Origin of the sequence: Pseudomonas sp. R76 (genome assembly GCF_009834565.1) — a bacterium.
Classification (GTDB): Bacteria; Pseudomonadota; Gammaproteobacteria; order Pseudomonadales; family Pseudomonadaceae; genus Aquipseudomonas.
This window is the reverse complement of the sequence record NZ_CP019428.1, coordinates 1,156,268-1,176,284: the sequence shown is the minus strand read 5'-3', so window position 1 is coordinate 1,176,284 and position 20,017 is coordinate 1,156,268. Positions and strand designations below refer to the sequence as shown.

17 protein-coding genes are annotated in these 20,017 nt (G+C 61.0%); 7 read left to right on the top strand and 10 right to left on the bottom strand.

What is annotated here, in order from left to right; translation table 11 throughout:
* The first annotated feature begins 28 nt into the window (after positions 1-28).
* Positions 29-550 (top strand): ribosome biogenesis factor YjgA, encoded by a 522-nt coding sequence (gene yjgA / locus PspR76_RS05180; protein ID WP_017138246.1) that lies wholly within the window; start codon positions 29-31, stop codon positions 548-550.
* Between the two features lie 45 nt (positions 551-595).
* Here the strand turns inward: yjgA and tldD are convergent, their stop codons facing one another.
* From tldD to mreB, 8 genes are all read right to left on the bottom strand, one after another.
* Positions 596-2,038, bottom strand: a complete 1,443-nt coding sequence (gene tldD, locus PspR76_RS05175; RefSeq protein WP_159954250.1) for a metalloprotease TldD — start codon at positions 2,036-2,038, stop codon at positions 596-598.
* 16 nt (positions 2,039-2,054) lie between these two features.
* On the bottom strand, positions 2,055-2,903 hold the full coding sequence (locus PspR76_RS05170; protein ID WP_159954249.1) for a carbon-nitrogen hydrolase family protein: 849 nt from the start codon (positions 2,901-2,903) through the stop codon (positions 2,055-2,057).
* Between the two features lie 48 nt (positions 2,904-2,951).
* Positions 2,952-6,767: a YhdP family protein gene (locus PspR76_RS05165; RefSeq protein ID WP_159954248.1), complete on the bottom strand. Its 3,816-nt coding sequence runs from the start codon at positions 6,765-6,767 to the stop codon at positions 2,952-2,954.
* 76 nt (positions 6,768-6,843) lie between these two features.
* Complete coding sequence (rng, locus tag PspR76_RS05160) at positions 6,844-8,301, bottom strand: ribonuclease G (protein ID WP_159954247.1); 1,458 nt, start codon at positions 8,299-8,301, stop codon at positions 6,844-6,846.
* A 70-nt stretch (positions 8,302-8,371) separates the two neighbouring features.
* Entirely contained in the window at positions 8,372-8,968 is a 597-nt protein-coding gene (locus PspR76_RS05155) for a Maf family protein (RefSeq protein WP_159954246.1), read from the bottom strand.
* 51 nt (positions 8,969-9,019) lie between these two features.
* Complete coding sequence (gene mreD / locus PspR76_RS05150) at positions 9,020-9,508, bottom strand: rod shape-determining protein MreD (protein ID WP_017138250.1); 489 nt, start codon at positions 9,506-9,508, stop codon at positions 9,020-9,022.
* Positions 9,508-10,635: a rod shape-determining protein MreC gene (gene mreC / locus PspR76_RS05145; RefSeq protein ID WP_159961328.1), complete on the bottom strand. Its 1,128-nt coding sequence runs from the start codon at positions 10,633-10,635 to the stop codon at positions 9,508-9,510. Before mreC ends, mreD begins: the two co-directional genes overlap by 1 nt.
* Before the next feature lie 139 nt (positions 10,636-10,774).
* Entirely contained in the window at positions 10,775-11,812 is a 1,038-nt protein-coding gene (gene mreB / locus PspR76_RS05140; protein ID WP_002555108.1) for a rod shape-determining protein MreB, read from the bottom strand.
* Positions 11,813-12,022: 210 nt separating this feature from the next.
* On the opposite strand from mreB, the gene gatC reads away from it, so the two are divergent.
* The 6 genes from gatC to PspR76_RS05110 all read left to right on the top strand — a co-directional run bounded on the left by gatC (position 12,023) and on the right by PspR76_RS05110 (position 17,223).
* The gene (gene gatC, locus PspR76_RS05135; protein ID WP_003171764.1) at positions 12,023-12,310 is read left to right on the top strand and encodes an Asp-tRNA(Asn)/Glu-tRNA(Gln) amidotransferase subunit GatC; all 288 of its coding nucleotides are present in this window, start codon (positions 12,023-12,025) and stop codon (positions 12,308-12,310) included.
* Between the two features lie 16 nt (positions 12,311-12,326).
* Positions 12,327-13,778, top strand: a complete 1,452-nt coding sequence (gene gatA, locus PspR76_RS05130) for an Asp-tRNA(Asn)/Glu-tRNA(Gln) amidotransferase subunit GatA (protein WP_159954245.1) — start codon at positions 12,327-12,329, stop codon at positions 13,776-13,778.
* A gap of 10 nt (positions 13,779-13,788) precedes the next feature.
* Positions 13,789-15,234: an Asp-tRNA(Asn)/Glu-tRNA(Gln) amidotransferase subunit GatB gene (gatB, locus tag PspR76_RS05125; protein ID WP_159954244.1), complete on the top strand. Its 1,446-nt coding sequence runs from the start codon at positions 13,789-13,791 to the stop codon at positions 15,232-15,234.
* Between the two features lie 134 nt (positions 15,235-15,368).
* Positions 15,369-15,740, top strand: a complete 372-nt coding sequence (locus tag PspR76_RS05120; protein ID WP_159954243.1) for a septal ring lytic transglycosylase RlpA family protein — start codon at positions 15,369-15,371, stop codon at positions 15,738-15,740.
* 50 nt (positions 15,741-15,790) lie between these two features.
* The gene (locus PspR76_RS05115; RefSeq protein ID WP_159961326.1) at positions 15,791-16,846 is read left to right on the top strand and encodes a calcium/sodium antiporter; all 1,056 of its coding nucleotides are present in this window, start codon (positions 15,791-15,793) and stop codon (positions 16,844-16,846) included.
* Positions 16,843-17,223 (top strand): carboxymuconolactone decarboxylase family protein, encoded by a 381-nt coding sequence (locus PspR76_RS05110; protein WP_159954242.1) that lies wholly within the window; start codon positions 16,843-16,845, stop codon positions 17,221-17,223. The genes PspR76_RS05115 and PspR76_RS05110 overlap by 4 nt, the downstream gene beginning before the upstream one ends.
* A gap of 122 nt (positions 17,224-17,345) precedes the next feature.
* On the opposite strand, the gene PspR76_RS05105 is transcribed toward PspR76_RS05110, so the two are convergent.
* Positions 17,346-18,287 (bottom strand): AEC family transporter, encoded by a 942-nt coding sequence (locus PspR76_RS05105; RefSeq protein WP_159954241.1) that lies wholly within the window; start codon positions 18,285-18,287, stop codon positions 17,346-17,348.
* A gap of 176 nt (positions 18,288-18,463) precedes the next feature.
* Positions 18,464-20,017 carry a galactarate dehydratase gene (garD, locus tag PspR76_RS05100; protein WP_159954240.1) on the bottom strand — a complete coding sequence of 518 codons (1,554 nt, stop codon included), beginning with the start codon at positions 20,015-20,017 and terminating at the stop codon, positions 18,464-18,466.

Below are 20,017 nucleotides of genomic sequence, written 5' to 3'. Positions count from 1 at the left end.
TGGCGGCGTTTCTTTGCGGACTGCCACCATGGTTGATTCTTACGACGACTCCCTCGATGGGGAGAAAAGCAAAACCCAGGTCAAACGTGAGCTGCATGCTCTGGTTGACCTCGGCGAGCGCCTTACAACGCTCAAGAAAGACTTGATTGCAAAACTGCCACTGACCGACGAAATGCGCCGGGCGCTTGCGGATGCACCCAAGCACACCGCGAATATCGCGCGTAAACGGCACATCATGTTTATCGGCAAGCTGATGCGCGATCAGGACACTGACGCGATTCTGGCGTTGCTTGATCAAACCGATGCCTCCACTCGCCAGTACAACGAACGTTTCCATAACCTGGAACGTTGGCGTGACCGCCTGATCTCGGGCGATGACGCGGTGCTGGAGAAATTCGTGCTGGACTACCCGGATGCTGACCGCCAGCAACTGCGCTCCCTGATCCGTCAGGCTCAGCACGAGCAGGCGCATAACAAGGCGCCGGCCACCAGCCGTAAAATCTTCAAGTACATCCGTGAGCTGGACGAGACTCAACGCGGTCTGCGCTGATCCTCTTCCCCGGGTGGCGACCTTCGCCACCCGAAGCTCCGGCCCTTACGACCCCGTGCCACCCACGGTGATCGCATCAATTTTCAAGGTTGGCTGGCCGACACCCACCGGCACCGACTGCCCATCCTTGCCGCACGTGCCGACACCGCTGTCCAGCGACAGGTCGTTACCGACCATCGACACCTTGCTCATGGCTTCCGGCCCGTTACCAATCAACGTCGCCCCCTTGACCGGCGCGGTAATCTTGCCGTCTTCGATCAGGTACGCCTCGCTGGTGGAGAACACAAACTTGCCGCTGGTGATATCCACCTGGCCGCCGCCGAGGTTGGCGCAGTAGATCCCGCGTTTTACCGAGGCGATGATTTCTGCCGGGTCGCTTTCGCCGCCGAGCATGTAGGTGTTGGTCATGCGTGGCATCGGCAGGTGCGCGTAGGACTCGCGGCGGCCGTTACCGGTGCGCGCCACGCCCATCAGGCGAGCATTGAGCTTGTCTTGCATGTAGCCCTTGAGCACGCCGTTTTCAATCAGCGTGGTGCACTCGGTGGGCGTGCCTTCGTCGTCGACGCTCAGCGAGCCACGGCGACCGGCCAGGGTGCCGTCATCGACAATGGTGCACAGCTTGGACGCGACCATTTCGCCCATGCGCCCGCTGTAGGCGGAACTGCCCTTGCGGTTGAAGTCGCCTTCAAGGCCATGGCCCACCGCTTCGTGGAGTAGAACCCCGGACCAACCCGAACCCAATACCACCGGCAACGTACCCGCCGGCGCCGGAATGGCCTCCAGGTTGACCAGCGCCTGGCGCAGCGCTTCACGGGCGTACCCCATGGCGCGGTCTTCAGCGAGGAAATAACGGTAGTCGGTACGCCCGCCGCCGCCATGGCCACCGCGCTCGCGGCGACCGTTCTGTTCGACGATCACACTGACGTTAAACCGTACCAGCGGCCGAACATCTGCCGCCAGGCCACCGTCAGTGGACGCCACCAGGATGCGTTCCCAAACGCCGGCCATGCTCACCGTGACTTGCTGGATGCGCGGGTCGAGCGCGCGGGTAGCGGCGTCGATACGCTTGAGCAAATCAACTTTTTCCGCGCGGCTGATCACTTCAAGGGGATTGTCCGGCGCATACAACTGCGCCACGTCCTGAGTGCTGAACGCCTGCACCGTACCGTTCTGGCCGGCGCGGGAAATCGAGCGCGCCGCACGCGCCGCCAGGCCCAGGGCTTCAGGGGTGATCGCGTTGCTGTAGGCAAAACCGGTCTTTTCACCGGATTGCGCGCGCACGCCCACACCTTGGTCAAGGTTGAAGCTGCCTTCCTTGACGATGCCGTCTTCCAGAGCCCAGGACTCGGAAATCTGCCCCTGGAAATACAGGTCGGCTGCGTCGATGCCTGGCCCGGCCAGATCGCCGAGCACGGTTTGCAAACTTTCGATGGTCACGCCACCGGGTGCCAGGAGATGTTCACTGACTGAGGACAACAACTCGCTCATAGGTTTGGCCTTAAATTCATCGTTCCGAGGCAGGCCGCTGCGCGCCCTGCGAGAAAAAGCGCCGATGGTTGACCACCGGCATGCGCGCCCGTATCGACGCCTGTTCACTGCTGTCGCGTTCGGCCAGTAACACCGCTTCGCCTTGATCCTGTTGTGTCAGCACACGCCCCCAAGGGTCGACAATCGCCGCGTGGCCGTAGGTTTCACGCGGGCCTGGATGTACGCCGCCTTGAGCGGCCGCCAGCAGATAGCACTGGGTTTCGATGGCACGCGCACGAATCAGCACATCCCAATGCGCAGCACCGGTTACGGCTGTAAAGGCCGAGGGCGCGGTAATCAATTCAGCCCCCGCCGCGCGCAACTCGCTGTACAGCTCGGGGAAGCGCAAGTCGTAACACACCGTCAGGCCCAAACGCCCCACCGGCGTGTCCGCCACCACCACATTGCCACCGAAAGCATAGTCGTCGGATTCACGATAACGACCTCGAGCATCCGCCACGTCGACATCGAACAGGTGCAGCTTGTCGTAACGGGCTACGATTTCGCCCTGATCGTCGATCAGCAGCGAGCAGGCGTTGGACTTGGCGTTGGGTTGGTCCTTGGGCGGCAACGGCAATGTGCCGGCCACTATCCATAAGGTGAGGTCGCGGGCGGTCTGTTTCAACCATGGCAGGATCGGGCCTTCGCCTAATGCTTCGGCGCGACCGATATCGGCTACGTCACGGCGGCCCATGGCGGCGAAGTTTTCCGGCAGCACTGCCAGCTTCGCACCGCCTGCCGCCGCTTGTTCCAGCAAGCGCCGGGCCTGGGCCAGGTTGGCCAGAACATCGCTCTGACTGACCATTTGAATTACCGCAAGGGACATAGGCCGACACTCCGTAAAGGGCATGCGGCCATGCTACTCCACAGGCTCTCAGTTTGGTTTTTCAAATGGCTTGTCGAAGGTGATTTTTGGATCCTTCCAAGGACCTTGCACCTTGTATTGCACGCTGGCGAAGCGCGACACGCGGTCACCGATCAACTTGTCGATCAGGAACAGCGCGCCACCAATGGCCGGCGCCCCCACGATCAACGCGGCAATCGGCAGGTTATTGGTCACCGGCAATGTAACCAGCAGCTTGGCATCGACCCGGTCAGCGACCAGGTCCAACGTGCCATTTAGCTCAAGGTTAGTGGATGGCCCAGTCATGGTGATGGGCTCACGGGTCACGAACACGCCATTGCTGGCGGCTAACAAACCTTTGACCCGGTCATAACTCAAGCCTTTGCCTAACAAGTCCGAGAAGTCCAGTCGCAAACGGCGCCCAATAGAGTTGAAGTTCAGCAAACCAAACACCCGCAGGGCTTGGGCACCACCTTCAACCTCAACGAACTGGCCTTTGCGGAACGCCGCATCCAGGCTGCCGGAGAAACGCTTGGGCCCAACCCAGGCCGGCGAACCCGGCCAGCGACCGTCCACGTCGAGGTGGAAGTCCTCGCTGGTCACCGTTGGCGCAAAGCCCCAGCCCTTGAGTACATCGGCGATGTTCTTGCCATCCAGGCGGCCTTTGTACCAACTGCTGCTGGCGCCCGGCGCACCTTCCCAGCCACCGGCCCCCTTGAGTTGCATGCCTTTGAGGCCCAGGTCCAGGTTGTTGAAGGCCAGCCCTTTGGCGGTTGGCCGGATCTTCAGCGACCAGGCCCCCACCAGGTCCGGCCCCTGGAACAACTGATTGATGGCTATATCCAGGGCAGGGATGTCTTTTGGATCAATATCAGCCAATGGGTCCGGCGCATTCTCATCCGCCTGCACCGTCGGGTCCACCGCCGGCAATTTCACGTACTGCAAGTTGATCGCAATAGGTGCACCCTTGGCATCCGGCAGGTTCACAGCGCCTTTGGCCTGCTGGCTGTCTAACTGCAAACCCCAGGCAGCCGGCTTACGATCCAATTGCAGATTGACCTGATCAAACTGCGTACCAAAACCGGTCAGCTTGCCTACCTTGAAATCTGCGCCACTGAGCAGTTGCTTGGCACTGCCGCCTGGATCATTGCCGGCGTAGCGGTTTACCAGTTTTTTCCAAGGGTCGATGTCCAGCTCAGACAACACACCGCGAATGCGCAGGCCTTTGGCAGCCGGGAGCACGGCACTCCCATCCCCCAGGAACAACTCCCCGCGGCCATCATTGAATTTGTCGGGTGGCGAGGCAAAGGTAAAGCTCGCCAGCTCGCCGTAGTCGAACCAGTAGCGACGCTCGGAGCCCTGCAAAGTCATGCGGAACACACTGTCGCGACCCTGGCTGGCGGGCATGCCAAACGGTGCCGGCAAATCGACCGCTACGCCCTTCATGCTGGAGCTGACCATCAGTTGGCTATCAGCGCCATCCAGGGTCAGTTGCAGTTGATAGGGAATATCGCCGGACACCGGCATTGGCTGGCTGATTTTTAACCAGTCCGTCAGGCGTTTAACCGTGACTTGGCCTTTGGCGGTAACGCGCGTACTGATATTGCCCGGCTTGCCATCAGCGAAGATTTGCGCGGTGATCGGTCGGTCAAACGCTTGCGCCGAGATGTTCTGACCACTCAAGCCCTTGGCACTGTCGAAGCGGAAATTACCTTTGAGCTGAGTCAGGTCCAGGGTCGGCTCGGCCAATTGCAGGCGGGACTTGTCGGTCTGGAAGTCCACCACAATCTTCGGCTCAGTGCCCTTGGCCAATGGAATATCCAGGTCCAGCGAGCCTTGCAGGTCACCCTCGCCTTTCCACCCGGCAAAGGTCGAGCCGGTGCCTATCGGCGCATCCTGGAGGATTTTCAAGCCATCGCCCAAACCACCGGCAAACCCACCGGTGATCAGCAGGTGACTGTCCTTACCGGCTGGCGCGTGAGGAATGTTGACGTAGACGTCCTTGACCTTGGTGTCGAGCAACTGACCCTTGCTCGCCAGGATGCGTACGCCGCTCTCCTCGACAAACACTTCGCCATTGACCTTGCTCACATGGGGCCAGCCCGGCTGGAATGCCAGTTCGGCGTCATGCACCTTGAAGAACAGGCTGATATTGCGTGCAGCCGGCAATGCATCGTGGTTCAGCGAGCCTTGGTACTGGAAGAAACCCTGGTCAACCGCACCTTTGAGAATCGCCGTGCGCAGCCATTCATCCAGTGACGGGCTCAACACCGCTGGCAGGTACTTGGGCGTGAAACGGCCATCGCCATCGACCATGCCGACCCGCAGGTCCATGTAGTCTTCCTGGCTGTGGTCAAAATGCAGACGAATCAGGAAGTCCGCAGCAACCTTGCCCTCCTCGCCCAGCACCTTGATGTACGGAGCGATCAGGGTGAAGCCTTCCTTATCCAGCTTCCACGTCAGGCGCGCGTTGGCCTGGATGTACTGCCAGGGCTTGGCGAAGATCGGGAACAGGTGCAAGGAAAAGTCCTTGCTGTCCATGCGCAGTTCGCCGTGGCCCAGGTCGCCACTGATGCTGCCGGACACGTTCCGCGCGGCTGGCGCACCAAGGTAAGCATCGAAGCCGATGCGCTCCAGGTTTGCGGCAAAGCTGACCTTCTGGTCGCTGGTGTCCTGGGGGCGGAAATCCACCAGCACATTGCGCAGCAAGCCGGTGGCTTTGAGGTGTTCTATGGTTTTGGCAAAGCCTTCAGGCAAGGGTGCCAAGGCATTCAGCAGCGGCGTGATGGGCGTCAGGTCGAGGCGATCAGCCTGCAGCTTCCAGACTTCCAGGTCCTTGTCGGTAGCCAGGCTCTGCTGCAATTGCAGGCGTGACTCCCAGCGCGTCTCACCGATGTTCATCGCCAGCGAATCAAACAGCACCTTGAGGCCGGTATCGCTGCGTTGCAGGTAAGCTGTCAGGGCAAGGTTTTCAATATGCACCGGCTTGCGCTCGGCGTAGCTGCCCTTCACCTGAGGTGAATTGAGGCGCACCGCTGCGCTTTGCACAGCGCCCTTTGCCCAGGTCAGCCAGAACTCGCCACCCGCTTTGAATTGGGTGAGTTTCCACTGCTGGGTCAGCTTGGCCGGAATCCATTTTGCCCAATCGCTTTGGGGCAGGCTCAGGTAGGCTTCGACTTGGCCGTCTTTCCATTGGCTGGCGCGAATTCGGCTGCGCAGGCTCAGGGCAAGAGGCTGCCCATCAGGCAAGGTCAGGCGGGCATCGAGGCGTTGGCGGGTGGCGCCGGTGTGCAGGCTCAGGCCCACGTAAGTCAGGGTCAGCGGCGACTGGTCGAAGGGTTGCAAGGTAACTTGGCTATCGAGCAACGACACACGCTTGACCATTTGCATACGCGTGAGCAATTGCTCCGGGTCCAGCGGCTGGTCATCCTGCACCGGCAAGCCTTGCAGCGCCCAACGGCCATCCTTGTCTTCCTTGACGCTCAATTGCAGGCCACTGACTTCCAGGTGGGCAATGCGCACTTCGCGCGCCATCAGGCTGGCCCACAGATCCGGCACCACTTCAACCTGGTCAAGGCGCAAGGCACTGCTGCCCTCGCCGACCATCACGTCGTGGGCCAGCAGCACCGGCGCGAAGCCGCTCCAGCGCCCTTCCAGGCTGCCGATGTGCACGGGCATATCCACCGCGGCCTGGGCCTTGGCTTCGATTTCGGCGCGGTATTCAGCCACCAGCGGGGTCAATTCACGACCCAGGCTCACGTACACCGCTGCCAACACCAGCAGCAAGGCGCACAAGCCTAGGCCCCAACGGGTCAAAGCGGCAAAAAAGCGTTTCAGACGCTCCATGTCAGGCGACCCTCAAGGCAGTTAGCGGACGGCAGATCAAGGTCTGCCGGTCTCGAAGAAAGAAAGCGATTGGGGATCAGAGCAGCACCACGTCGTATTGTTCCTGGGAATACATGGTTTCGACCTGGAAGCGAATCGTGCGCCCGATAAAAACCTCCAGTTCAGCGACGTTACCGGACTCCTCATCCAGCAACCGATCAACCACTTTCTGGTTGGCGAGCACTCTATAACCTTCGGCTTGATAGGCGCGTGCCTCCCGTAAGATTTCGCGGAAAATCTCGTAGCAAACCGTTTCCGGGGTCTTTAACTTGCCGCGTCCCTGGCAACTGCTGCAAGGCTCGCAGAGCACTTGCTCGAGGCTTTCGCGGGTACGCTTGCGGGTCATCTGCACCAGGCCAAGCTCGGTGATGCCGATGATATTGGTCTTGGCGTGATCGCGTTCCAGTTGCTTCTCGAGCGTGCGCAGCACCTGGCGCTGATGTTCTTCGTCTTCCATGTCGATGAAGTCAATGATGATGATGCCGCCCATGTTGCGCAGGCGCATCTGACGGGCAATGGCGGTGGCCGCCTCGAGATTGGTCTTGAAGATAGTCTCTTCGAGGTTGCGGTGGCCAACGAACGCGCCGGTGTTGACGTCAATGGTGGTCATGGCTTCCGCCGGGTCGACCACCAGATAGCCGCCGGACTTGAGCGGCACCTTGCGCTCCAGAGCTTTCTGGATCTCGTCTTCAACGCCATACAAGTCGAAAATCGGCCGTTCGCCAGGGTAGTGCTCCAGGCGATCGGCAATTTCCGGCATCAATTCGGCGACAAATTGCGTGGTGCGCTGGAAAGTTTCCCGCGAATCGATGCGAATTTTCTCAATCTTCGGGCTGACCAGATCGCGCAGGGTGCGCAGGGCCAGGCCGAGGTCTTCATAGATGACGCTTGGTGCGCCGATGGTTTTGATCTGAGCGCCGATCTGGTCCCACAAACGCCGCAGGTAGCGGATATCCATGAGGATTTCATCGGCACCGGCGCCTTCTGCGGCGGTGCGCAGGATAAAGCCACCCGCTTCCTTGATGCCTTCGGCAGCCACGCAGTCGCTGACCACCTTTTTCAGGCGCTCACGCTCGGCTTCATCTTCGATCTTCAAGGAAATGCCGACGTGGGCGGTGCGCGGCATGTACACCAGGTAACGCGAAGGAATCGACAGCTGAGTCGTCAGCCGCGCGCCTTTTGAGCCGATAGGGTCCTTGGTGACTTGCACCACCAGGCTCTGCCCTTCATGCACCAGCGCACTGATGCTTTCGACCGCCGGGCCTTCGCGCAAGGAGATTTCCGAGGCATGGATAAACGCCGCGCGGTCCAGGCCGATATCGACGAAAGCAGCCTGCATCCCCGGCAACACGCGTACCACTTTGCCTTTATAGATATTGCCGACAATGCCGCGCTTCTGGGTGCGCTCGACGTGCACTTCTTGCAGAACACCGTTCTCTACCACCGCCACGCGCGATTCCATCGGCGTGATATTGATCAGAATCTCTTCACTCATGGCTGGGTCTCGTTCAGGCGTTTTCACAATAGTGACCGATCGCTTAAGGCTTGGCGCGCAAGTAAGGCGTTCAGCGCGCGGTAAGGTTTTGCCAACAGGGTATGCCGAATTGGCCAAGCAGTTGCGCGGTTTCGCACACCGGCAGGCCTACCACGGCGGAATAGCTGCCATTGAGCCCGGCGACAAACACCGAACCAAGCCCCTGGATAGCATAGCCGCCTGCCTTGTCCTGAGGTTCTCCACTGTGCCAGTAGGTTGTCGCCTCCTCGACAGAAATACCGCGAAACCGTACGCGACTGCTTACACAGCGTGTTTCGCAGCGCGAACCGTCGGTGACGGCAATAGCGGTCAGCACCTCGTGCTCACGCCCGGCCAAGGCCATCAACATCGCCAGGGCGTCGGCCTGATCCACTGGCTTGCCGAGGATTTTCCCATCAACGATCACAGCCGTGTCAGCACCCAGCACGCAGGTGTCCGCGGTGTGTTCAAGCGCAGCAAAACCCGCCGTAGCCTTGCCGCGCGCAAGGCGCTCGACGTAGGCCACAGCCGGTTCGTTTGTAAGAGGAGTTTCATCAATAGCGGCGCTGACCACGGTGAAGGGCACACCGATCTGGGTCAGCAGTTCACGCCGCCTTGGGGAGCCCGAGGCCAGATAAAGCGAATTCATTCCAGACTCTCCCTGTAGGGTTCGATAACCAGGCAGAGCCTCGCAATCCATTCAATTGATTTTATAGCGACGACGTAATCCACGCAGACCGAAACTGACCCATGGCCACAGCAACGCACTGACCAGCGCCGGCAGCACCAACGCCAGGGTCGGCTGGCGGTTACCGGTCAAGGCGCTGAGCCACAGTTGCACCAACTGCGCCAGGCCGAAGATCACCAGGATCACCAGGCACTGCTGCCACATCGGGAACATGCGCAAGCGTTGTTGCAACGACAGCACCAGGAAAGTGATCAGGGTGAGGATCAACGCGTTCTGGCCCAGCAAGGTGCCATAGAGCACATCTTCCGCCAAGCCCAGGCACATCGCGGTGACCATCCCGACTTTATGCGGCAAGGTCAGCGACCAGAAAGCCAGCAGCAAGGCCAGCCATAAAGGACGCAGGATTTCCATGAATTGCGGCAGCGGCGAAACGCTGAGCAGCAAACCGATGGCGAACGTCAGCCAGACGATCCAGCCATTACGCGAATGGGTACCGGCCATTATTCCTCCCTCTTCCGCGTGGTTGCCGGGGCGGTAGCCGCTGGGCGGGTAGCCGGTGTGGCAGCAGGCGGTTTAGCCGCTGGCGCGGTGGCAGCGGGTGTAGACGCCGATGGCTTTGCCGCACGCGTGCTGTGAGCTGCAGGTTTGACAGGTGTCGCGACGGGCGCTGCCGGGGTTGCCGAAGGTGCGGGCGGCCCGACAAACGCCGGTTTCGGCACCGTAGCGGGGGTGGTGGGTACGGCGCCGTTCTGCTTGTCTTCCGCTTCCTGCGCTTGGGCGGCGTCATTGGCACGTTCTTCGGGGGTGCGGTTGTCACTGAACACCAGCAGCAGGTAGCGGCTACGGTTCAAGGCAGCCGTCGGCACGGCACGCACGATGGCGAACGGCTGACCGGAATCGTGAATTACTTCCTTCACCGTCGCCACTGGGTAACCCGCCGGGAAGCGCTGGCCCAGGCCGGAACTGACCAGCAGGTCGCCTTCCTTGATGTCGGCGGTATCGGCAACATGGCGCAACTCAAGGCGCTCCGGGTTACCGGTGCCGCTGGCAATCGCGCGCAAGCCGTTGCGATTCACCTGCACCGGGATGCTGTGGGTGGTGTCCGTCAGCAGCAATACCCGCGAGGTGTAGGGCATCAACTCGACCACCTGGCCCATCAGGCCACGGGCATCGAGCACCGGCTGGCCAAGGACCACACCGTCGCGTTCACCCTTGTTGATGATGATGCGATGGGTAAACGGATTTGGGTCCATGCCGATCAACTCGGCCACTTCGACCTTCTCGTTGACCAGTGCGGAAGAATTGAGCAACTCGCGCAGCCGAACGTTCTGCTCGGTGAGGGCCGCCAGCTTTTGCATGCGCCCCTGCAACAGCAGGTTTTCAGTCTTGAGTTTTTCGTTCTCGGCGACCAGCTCAGTGCGGCTGCCGAATTGGCTGGCCACGCCCTGGTAGAGACGTTGCGGCAGGTCGGTGATCCAGTAAGTCTGCATCAACACCAGCGACATCTGGCTACGCACGGGCTTGAGCAGTGCAAAGCGGGCATCGACCACCATCAGCGCGACCGAAAGCACGACCAGCACCAATAAGCGCACGCCCAATGAGGGGCCTTTGGCGAAAAGCGGTTTAATAAGCCGCTCCTCCCAGGCAAATGTTCTCTTTATTCATACGGCATCAAACCGGCCTGGATGCAGATTGAAGAAGATAAACGCCAACAGGCAGCACTGCAAAGTGCTGCCTGCGGACGAAGCATGAACCATCCAAGCAATCTTATTCGCTGGAGAGCAGGTCCATGGTGTGTTTATCCATCATTTCCAGTGCACGGCCACCGCCACGGGCGACGCAGGTCAGCGGGTCTTCGGCGACGATCACCGGCAGGCCGGTTTCCTGGGCCAGCAGCTTGTCGAGGTCACGCAGCAAGGCGCCACCACCGGTCAGCACCAGGCCACGCTCGGCGATATCGGATGCCAGTTCCGGAGGCGATTGCTCCAGGGCGCTTTTCACGGCCTGAACGATGGTGGCCAGGGACTCTTGCAGAGCTTCCAGCACTTCATTGGAGTTCAGGGTGAAGGCACGTGGAACGCCTTCGGCCAGGTTGCGACCGCGAACATCAACTTCGCGCACTTCGCCGCCCGGGTAGGCGGTGCCGATTTCCTGCTTGATACGCTCGGCGGTGGATTCGCCGATCAGGCTGCCGTAGTTACGGCGCACATAGGTGATGATCGCTTCGTCGAAGCGGTCGCCGCCAACGCGTACGGATTCGGCATACACCACACCGTTCAGGGAAATCAGGGCGATTTCGGTAGTACCACCACCGATATCCACCACCATCGAACCGCGTGCTTCTTCAACCGGCAGGCCGGCACCGATCGCAGCAGCCATTGGCTCTTCGATCAGGAACACTTCACGCGCACCGGCGCCAAGGGCCGATTCACGGATGGCACGACGCTCAACCTGGGTGGACTTGCACGGAACGCAGATCAGCACACGAGGGCTGGGCTGCAGGAAACTGTTTTCGTGAACCTTGTTGATGAAATACTGCAGCATCTTCTCGCAGACACTGAAGTCGGCGATCACGCCGTCTTTCATCGGACGAATGGCAGCAATATTGCCTGGTGTTCGGCCGAGCATGCGCTTGGCCTCGGTGCCAACGGCAACGACACTTTTCTGATTACCATGGGTCCGAATGGCCACAACCGATGGCTCATTCAGAACGATTCCGCGCTCGCGCACGTAAATAAGGGTGTTGGCAGTGCCCAGGTCAATGGAAAGATCGCTGGAAAACATGCCACGCAGTTTCTTGAACATGGGGAAAGGACCCTAGGCAACGCGTGGGTAAAAAAGTGCGGCAAACTCTAACAACGACAGGGATTTTGGGCAAGGCGCCAATGTGCTAAATTGGCCGACTTTCTGTGCACCAACCCCCACAATCGCGGCCATATGACCGTAGAAATGCGGTAGTGTTCCGACAATCTAACACACGGACGCCCTCCGTTCTGTTTTCCACTGGAGAATCCCATGGCGCTTGAACGCTCCGACGTGGAAAAAATCGCTCATCTGGCCTCGCTTGGCCTGAATGAAGCCGATCTTCCACAGACCACCGCAGCCCTGAACAGCATTCTCGGGCTGGTTGACCAAATGCAGGCCGTCAATACCGACGGCATCGAGCCCCTGGCTCACCCGCTGGAAGCCAGCCAGCGCCTGCGCGCAGACGTTGTGACCGAGCGAAATAATCGCGAGGCCTACCAGTCCATCGCGCCAGCGGTCGAAAACGGCCTGTACCTGGTTCCGAAAGTCATCGACTAAAGGGAAAGAGCCTTTCATGCATCACATGACTCTGGCCGAGATCGCCCGCGGTCTCGCCGACAAAAAGTTTTCTTCCGAAGAGCTGACCAAGACCCTGCTTGCGCGCATTGCCGAGCACGATCCCAAGGTCAACAGCTTCATCAGCCTCACCGAAGAGCTGGCCCTGAGCCAGGCCAAGGCCGCCGACGTTCGTCGCGCCAACGGTGAGAATGGCGCACTGCTGGGCGCACCAATCGCCCACAAAGACTTGTTCTGCACCCAGGGCATTCGCACCAGTTGCGGCTCGAAGATGCTCGACAATTTTAAAGCACCCTACGACGCCACCGTGGTGTCCAAGCTGGCTGCCGCCGGGGCCGTGACCCTGGGCAAGACCAACATGGACGAGTTCGCCATGGGTTCGGCCAACGAATCCAGCTACTACGGCGCAGTTAAAAACCCGTGGAACCTGGAACACGTGCCCGGCGGTTCGTCCGGTGGTTCGGCTGCCGCCGTTGCCGCGCGCTTCCTGCCGGCCGCTACAGCCACCGACACCGGTGGCTCGATCCGCCAGCCAGCGGCCTTCACCAACCTCACCGGCTTGAAGCCGACCTACGGTCGCGTTTCCCGTTGGGGCATGATCGCCTACGCGTCCAGCCTTGATCAGGGCGGCCCTCTGGCGCGCACCGCTGAAGACTGCGCAATTTTGTTACAAGGTATGGCCGGGTTCGACACACAGGACTCCACCAGCATCGATGAGCCAGTGCCGGACTACAGCGCCAGCCTGAATAACTCGATCAAAGGCCTGCGCATCGGCGTGCCGAAAGAGTATTTCAGCGCCGGTCTCGACCCGCGTATCGCCGAACTGGTGCACAACAGCGTCAAGGAGCTGGAAAAGCTCGGCGCCGTGATCAAGGAAATCAGCCTGCCGAACAACCAGCACGCGATTCCTGCGTACTACGTTATCGCGCCGGCAGAAGCCTCCTCCAACCTGTCGCGTTTCGACGGCGTGCGTTTCGGCTATCGCTGCGAAAACCCGAAAGACTTGACCGACCTTTATAAGCGCTCCCGCGGCGAAGGCTTCGGCGCCGAAGTACAACGCCGGATCATGGTCGGTGCTTATGCCCTGTCGGCCGGCTACTACGACGCCTACTACCTCAAGGCGCAAAAGATCCGTCGCCTGGTGAAGAACGACTTCATGGCCGCCTTCGAAGAAGTCGACGTGATCCTCGGCCCAACCACGCCGAACCCGGCCTGGAAGATCGGCGCCAAGACCGGCGACCCGATCGCCGAGTACCTGGAAGACCTGTACACCATCACCGCCAACCTCGCGGGCTTGCCGGGCTTGTCCATGCCAGCTGGTTTCGTCGATGGCCTGCCGGTCGGCGTGCAATTGCTCGCCCCGTATTTCCAGGAAGGCCGCCTGCTCAATGTGGCGCACCAGTACCAGTTGAACACCGACTGGCACACCCGCACCCCTACCGGCTTCTGAGGAGAACACTATGCAATGGGAAGTTGTGATCGGGCTGGAGATTCATACCCAGCTCGCCACCCAATCGAAGATTTTCTCCGGTAGCGCCACCACCTTCGGCTCCGAGCCGAATACCCAGGCCAGCCTGGTAGACCTGGGCATGCCCGGCGTATTGCCGGTGCTGAACCAGGAAGCGGTGCGCATGGCGGTGATGTTCGGCCTGGCGATTGACGCCGAGATCGGCCAGCACAACGTGTTCGCGCGCAAGAACTACTTCTACCCGGATCTGCCCAAGGGCTACCAGATCAGCCAGATGGAGTTGCCGATCGTCGGCAAGGGCTACCTGGACATCCCGCTGGAAGACGGCACCATCAAACGTGTCGGCGTGACCCGCGCGCACCTGGAAGAAGACGCCGGCAAGAGCCTGCACGAGGAATTCCCGGGCGCTACCGGCATCGACCTGAACCGTGCCGGCACGCCGTTGCTGGAAATCGTGTCCGAGCCGGACATGCGCAGCGCCAAGGAGGCCGTGGCCTACGTCAAGACCATCCACGCGCTGGTGCGTTACCTGGGCATCTGCGATGGCAACATGGCCGAAGGCTCGCTGCGTTGCGACTGCAACGTGTCGATCCGTCCAAAAGGCCAGGTCGAGTTCGGCACCCGCTGCGAGATCAAGAACGTCAACTCGTTCCGCTTTATCGAAAAGGCGATCAACAGCGAAGTGCGTCGCCAGATCGAGCTGATCGAAGACGGCGGCAAGGTGATCCAGCAAACGCGCCTGTACGACCCGAACAAAGACGAAACCCGCGCCATGCGCAGCAAAGAGGAAGCCAACGACTACCGTTACTTCCCCGACCCGGACCTGTTGCCGGTGGTCCTTGAAGATTCGTTCCTCAATGACATCCGCGCCACCCTGCCGGAATTGCCGCAGCAGAAACGCGAGCGCTTCCAGGCGCAGTTCGGCCTGTCGGTCTACGATGCCAGCGTGCTGGCTTCCAGCCGTGAGCAAGCCAACTACTTCGAAAAAGTCGTGAGCATTGCCGGCGACGCCAAGTTGGCGGCCAACTGGGTGATGGTTGAGCTGGGCAGTCTGTTGAACAAACAGGGCCTGGAAATCGACGAAGCCCCTGTCACCGCCGAGCAACTGGGCGGCATGCTGCTGCGCATCAAGGACAACACCATCTCCGGCAAAATCGCCAAGACCGTGTTTGAAGCCATGGCCAGCGGTGAAGGCAATGCCGACGACATCATCGAGAAGCGCGGCCTCAAGCAAGTCACCGACAGCGGCGCGATTTCGGCCGTACTCGATGAAATGCTGGCGGCCAACGCCGAACAGGTCGAGCAATACCGCGCCGCCGACGAAGCCAAGCGCGGCAAGATGTTCGGCTTCTTCGTCGGGCAGGCAATGAAAGCGTCCAAAGGCAAGGCCAACCCGCAACAAGTGAACGAACTGCTGAAGAGCAAGCTCGAAGGCTGATTCGCAACACTGATCGTTCCCACGCTCTGCGTGGGAACGCCTCACAGGACGCTCCGCGTCCGCTTTTGTGACGCGGAGCGTCACGGGCTGAATTCCCACGCGGAGCGTGGGAACGATCACCGGGGACACCTTGAATGAAGCGTCTACTCGGCCTGCTGGCCCTGTTCTCTCTGTTGGCCGGTTGTGCCAGCGGCCTCATCGACCCCAACGGCTACGACGAAACCGGCACCGCCTCGTATTACGGCGCCAAGCACCATGGCAACAAAACCGCCAGCGGTGAACCCTTCAACCAGAATGCCCTGACCGCCGCCCATCGGCGCCTGCCCTTCGGCACACAGGTCAAGGTAACCAACCTCGACAACAACAAATCCGTGGTACTGCGCATCAATGATCGCGGCCCACATACCCGTGGGCGCCTGATCGACGTTTCACGCAGGGCCGCCGAACAACTCGGTATGCTGGGCAGCGGCACTGCGCGGGTTCGCGTGCAAGCCATGAGCAACTAATCAAGGGAGCCTTGGCCATTTCCGCATTAACCGCCCTCTCATCCTGGAGCCTGATCGAACTGGTCAGCGGCCTGGTGCTGCTGATCGTCGGCGCCGAAATCCTGGTGCGCGCCGCCGTGCGCCTGGCGGCCAGCCTCAAGGTGCGGCCACTGATCATCGGCCTGAGCATCGTCGCCTTCGGCAGCAGCGCGCCACAGATGACCGTGAGCCTGCAGGCCACCCTGGCCGGTAATACCGATATCGCAGTGGGCAGCGTGATCGGCAGCAGTATCTTCAACACGCTGGTCACTCTGGGCCTCGCCGCGCTGATCATCCCATTGCGCGTGTCCCGGCAGTTGGTGCGCCTGGATATCCCGGTGATGATTTGTGCCGGCCTGCTGGTGTTTACCCTGGCCGCCAACGAAGAACTGACCCCGCTCGATGGCCTGTTCCTGCTGATTGCACTGGCGGCCTACCTGGGTGTTTTGCACTATCAGACCCGCCACTCCCGCCGCCCGCGCACACTGGACACCGTGGCTAGGGCGCCCTGGCTGAGCAGCGCATCGCTGATGCTGAGCGGGCTGTTGATCCTGGTGCTGGCCGGGCATTTGCTGCTGGGCGCGGCAGTGGACGTGGCGAGCGACTTGGGCTTGTCCGAGCGCATCATCGGCCTCACGCTGATTGGTGTCGGCACCTCGCTGCCGTGCCTGGCCACGTCACTGATTGCCGCGCTGCGCGGCGAGCGCGAGATTGCCGTGGGCAACGTGATCGGCAGCAACCTGTTCAACCTGCTTGGGGTGCTCGGGTTTACCGCCCTCGTGGCGCCGTCGCCGCTGTCCGTGTCGCCCAATGCGCTGGATTTTGATTTGCCGGTGATGCTCGGCGTGATTGTGCTGTGCCTGCCGGTGTTTTATACCGGCTACCGCGTCACCCGCGCCGAAGGCCTGGTGTTCCTGGGCCTGTACCTGGCGTATGGGCTGCATGTGGTGTCGTTCACCTTTGGCATGCCGCTGGCGACCAAGCTTGAACAATTGATGCTGTATTACGTCCTGCCGGCGCTGGTGGCGTTCCTGTTGTTCAGCTCGCTGCAAGCCTGGCGCCGCCAACAAAAGAGGGAATCGCAATGACCGATCAGAAAAAGCCCGGGGTTGAAATGCGTCGCCAGGTTATGGGCGATGTGTTTGTCGACCGCGCCTTGGGTAATGCCACCGAGTTCACCCAGCCGCTGCAGGATTTCGTCAACGAACACGCATGGGGCAGCGTGTGGAACCGTGAAGGCCTGCCGCTGAAGACGCGCAGCCTGATCACCCTCGCCGCCCTCACTGCGCTCAAGTGCCCGCAGGAACTCAAGGGCCACGTACGTGGCGCCCTGAACAACGGGTGCACGGTGGAGGAGATTCGCGAGGCGCTGCTGCATTGCGCGGTGTACGCGGGCGTGCCGGCGGCGATTGATGCGTTTCGGGCAGCGCAGGAAGTGATTGAGGCGTATCAGGCAGATAAGTAGTGACTGTCAGATAGCTTTCGCGAGCAAGCCCGCTCCCACATTCGACCGCATTTTCATGCCGGAACTCAGTCAAATGTGGGAGCGGGCTTGCTCGCGAATGGCCCTCGAACCCACCACAATATTCAGATCCAACCACCCGCCTGCAACACAAAAATCCCGATATTGGTGGTCACCGCCGCCATCAAGGTAGTAATCACAATAATCGCCGCCGCCAGTTCATGATTGCCCTCGGCCGCCCGGGCCATGACAAAACTCGCCGCCGCCGTCGGTGCGCCGAAGTACAAAAACAGAATCCCCAGTTCCGGCCCTCGAAAGCCCAGCAACCACGCACCCAGCGTCGCGAACACCGGCAGGCCCACCATCTTCACCAGGCTGGCACTCAACGCCATGCTCCCGCTTTTGCGCAAGGCCGCCAACGACAAGGTGCCACCGATACAGATCAACGCCAGCGGCAAGGTCATGTCCGCCAGGTACTGCCCGGACGACTCCAGCCAGCCCGGCAGGCCGATCTTGAAAATCGCGAACGGCGCCGCCGCAATCACGCTGATGATCAGCGGGTTGGCCACCACACTTTTGAAGATGCTCCACGGGTCGGACTTGATCACCGGGCTGTACACCGCCAGCACGATGGTCGACAGGGTGTTGTATAACAGGATCACCAGGGCGGCGAGGATCGCGCCGAGGGAAATGCCGTAGTCGCCGTACATGCTGGCCGCCAGCGCCAGGCCGATCACGCCGTTATTGCCGCGAAACGCGCCCTGGGTGTAGATGCCACGGTCTTCGGGCGGGCAGCGGAAAATCGCCCAGCCCCAGGCCAGGGCAAAGCTCAGCAGCGTGGCGACGGCAAAGTAAATCAGCAAACCCGGCTTGAGCGCCGCGTGCAGGTCGGCATGCAGGATGCCGAGGAACAGCAGCGCCGGCATGGTGACGTTGAACACCAGGGACGAGGCGGTGTGGATAAAGTTGTCGTTGATCCAGTTGATGCGCTTGAGCAGCACACCGAGAAACAGCATGGCAAACACCGGCGCGGTGATGGTGAGGGTGGTGAGGAAGATAGCCAGCATGCCGGGGAGAACCTTGGGCGGGTGTCGTCAGGTGGCTAATGATAAGCCAGATTCACCCGGATCGTTCCCACGCTCTGCGTGGGAACGCAGCCCGGGGCGCTCCGCGCCCCTTCACAGCGGACGCGGAGCGTCCAAAGAGGCATTCCCACGCAGAGCGTGGGAACGATCACGCGGTCTCAGGTGATCGGTGCCGGGTTGAACAGGGTGATGTCGTTATGCAGCTTGTGCCGCTCCGCCCACGTCTGTTTCTTGCCGCTGGCCACATCCAGGTAGAAGTGGAACAACTCCCAGCCCAATTCCTCAATGCTCGCACGCCCGGTAGCGATGCGTCCGGCATCGATATCGATCAGGTCCGGCCAGCGTTGCGCCAATTCCGTACGCGTCGAGACCTTCACCACCGGCGCCATCGCCAACCCATAAGGTGTGCCACGCCCGGTGGTGAATACGTGCAGGTTCATCCCGGCCGCCAACTGCAAGGTGCCGCAGACAAAGTCACTGGCCGGCGTCGCGCAAAAGATCAGGCCTTTACCTTTGAAACGCTCGCCCGGGCCGAGCACGCCGTTGATCGCGCTGCTGCCGGATTTGACGATCGAGCCCAAGGACTTCTCGACGATATTCGACAACCCGCCTTTCTTGTTGCCCGGCGTGGTGTTCGCGCTACGGTCCGCCTCGCCTTTGGCCAGGTAGCGGTCGTACCAGTCCATTTCCCTGACCAGGGCCTGGGCAACTTCTTTGCTCTCGGCACGGGAAGTCAGCAGGTAAATGGCGTCACGCACTTCAGTGACTTCGGAAAACATCACCGTCGCCCCGGCCCGCAGCAGCAGGTCCGAGGCATAGCCGAGCGCCGGGTTGGCGGTGATGCCGGAAAACGCATCGCTGCCGCCGCACTGCATGCCCAGGATCAGCTCCGACGCCGGCACGGTTTCGCGGCGGCGCAGGTCGAGTTTCTTCAAGCGCACTTCGGCCAGCGCCATGATCTGCTCGATCATCTCGGTAAAGCCATGGCTGGAATCCTGCAGCCGATACAGCCACGGCTCGCTCAAGTCGACGGAGCTGTCGTTGTCGTGCATCACCTGCCCGGCCTGCAGCTTCTCGCAGCCCAGGCTGATCACCAGCGCTTCGCCGCCCAGGTTCGGGTTGCGCGCCAGGTTGCGCACGGTGCGGATCGGGATGTAAGCATCCGTCGCGGTGATCGCCACGCCGCAGCCGTAGCTGTGGGTTAGCGCCACCACGTCATCGACATGTGGGTACTTGGGCAGCAACTCGTCCTTGATGCGCTTGACCGCATGGTCCAGCACGCCGGTGACGCACTGCACCGTGGTGGTGATGCCGAGGATATTGCGCGTGCCCACGGTGCCGTCGGCATTGCGATAACCCTCGAAGGTAAAGCCTTCCAACGGCGCCTGGGTTTCAGGCACTTCGGTGGACAACGGCAGGCTGTCCAACGGCGGCGCGGTGGGCATGCGCAGTTGGTCTTCCTGCACCCAACTGCCACGCGGTATTGGCGCCAGGGCGTAACCAATGGTCTGGCCGTAGCGAATAATCTGACCGCCTTCGGGGATGTCTTCCAGGGTCACCTTGTGGCTTTGCGGGATGAAATCCACGGTCACCAGGCCGTCCGGGAACTCGGTCCCGGCCGGTACGCCCTGGTCGTTGACCACGATCACCACGTTGTCGCGCTCGTGCAAACGGATCGAGCGCGGCGAGTCGGCATGTTCAATCAACTGCAT

Excerpts from the sequence above, each read along its gene's own strand:
- mreD (WP_017138250.1), bottom strand. The coding sequence starts at position 9,508 with ATGGCCGGTACCCATTCGCGTAATGGCTGGATCGTCTGGCTGACGTTC.
- PspR76_RS05110 (WP_159954242.1), top strand. The coding sequence starts at position 16,843 with ATGACCGATCAGAAAAAGCCCGGGGTTGAAATGCGTCGCCAGGTTATG.
- garD (WP_159954240.1), bottom strand. The coding sequence starts at position 20,017 with ATGCAGTTGATTGAACATGCCGACTCGCCGCGCTCGATCCGTTTGCAC.
- gatC (WP_003171764.1), top strand. The coding sequence starts at position 12,023 with ATGGCGCTTGAACGCTCCGACGTGGAAAAAATCGCTCATCTGGCCTCG.
- yjgA (WP_017138246.1), top strand. The coding sequence starts at position 29 with ATGGTTGATTCTTACGACGACTCCCTCGATGGGGAGAAAAGCAAAACC.
- mreB (WP_002555108.1), bottom strand. The coding sequence starts at position 11,812 with ATGTTCAAGAAACTGCGTGGCATGTTTTCCAGCGATCTTTCCATTGAC.
- PspR76_RS05165 (WP_159954248.1), bottom strand. The coding sequence starts at position 6,767 with ATGGAGCGTCTGAAACGCTTTTTTGCCGCTTTGACCCGTTGGGGCCTA.
- PspR76_RS05120 (WP_159954243.1), top strand. The coding sequence starts at position 15,369 with ATGAAGCGTCTACTCGGCCTGCTGGCCCTGTTCTCTCTGTTGGCCGGT.
- tldD (WP_159954250.1), bottom strand. The coding sequence starts at position 2,038 with ATGAGCGAGTTGTTGTCCTCAGTCAGTGAACATCTCCTGGCACCCGGT.
- rng (WP_159954247.1), bottom strand. The coding sequence starts at position 8,301 with ATGAGTGAAGAGATTCTGATCAATATCACGCCGATGGAATCGCGCGTG.
- PspR76_RS05155 (WP_159954246.1), bottom strand. The coding sequence starts at position 8,968 with ATGAATTCGCTTTATCTGGCCTCGGGCTCCCCAAGGCGGCGTGAACTG.
- PspR76_RS05170 (WP_159954249.1), bottom strand. The coding sequence starts at position 2,903 with ATGTCCCTTGCGGTAATTCAAATGGTCAGTCAGAGCGATGTTCTGGCC.
- gatA (WP_159954245.1), top strand. The coding sequence starts at position 12,327 with ATGCATCACATGACTCTGGCCGAGATCGCCCGCGGTCTCGCCGACAAA.
- PspR76_RS05105 (WP_159954241.1), bottom strand. The coding sequence starts at position 18,287 with ATGCTGGCTATCTTCCTCACCACCCTCACCATCACCGCGCCGGTGTTT.
- gatB (WP_159954244.1), top strand. The coding sequence starts at position 13,789 with ATGCAATGGGAAGTTGTGATCGGGCTGGAGATTCATACCCAGCTCGCC.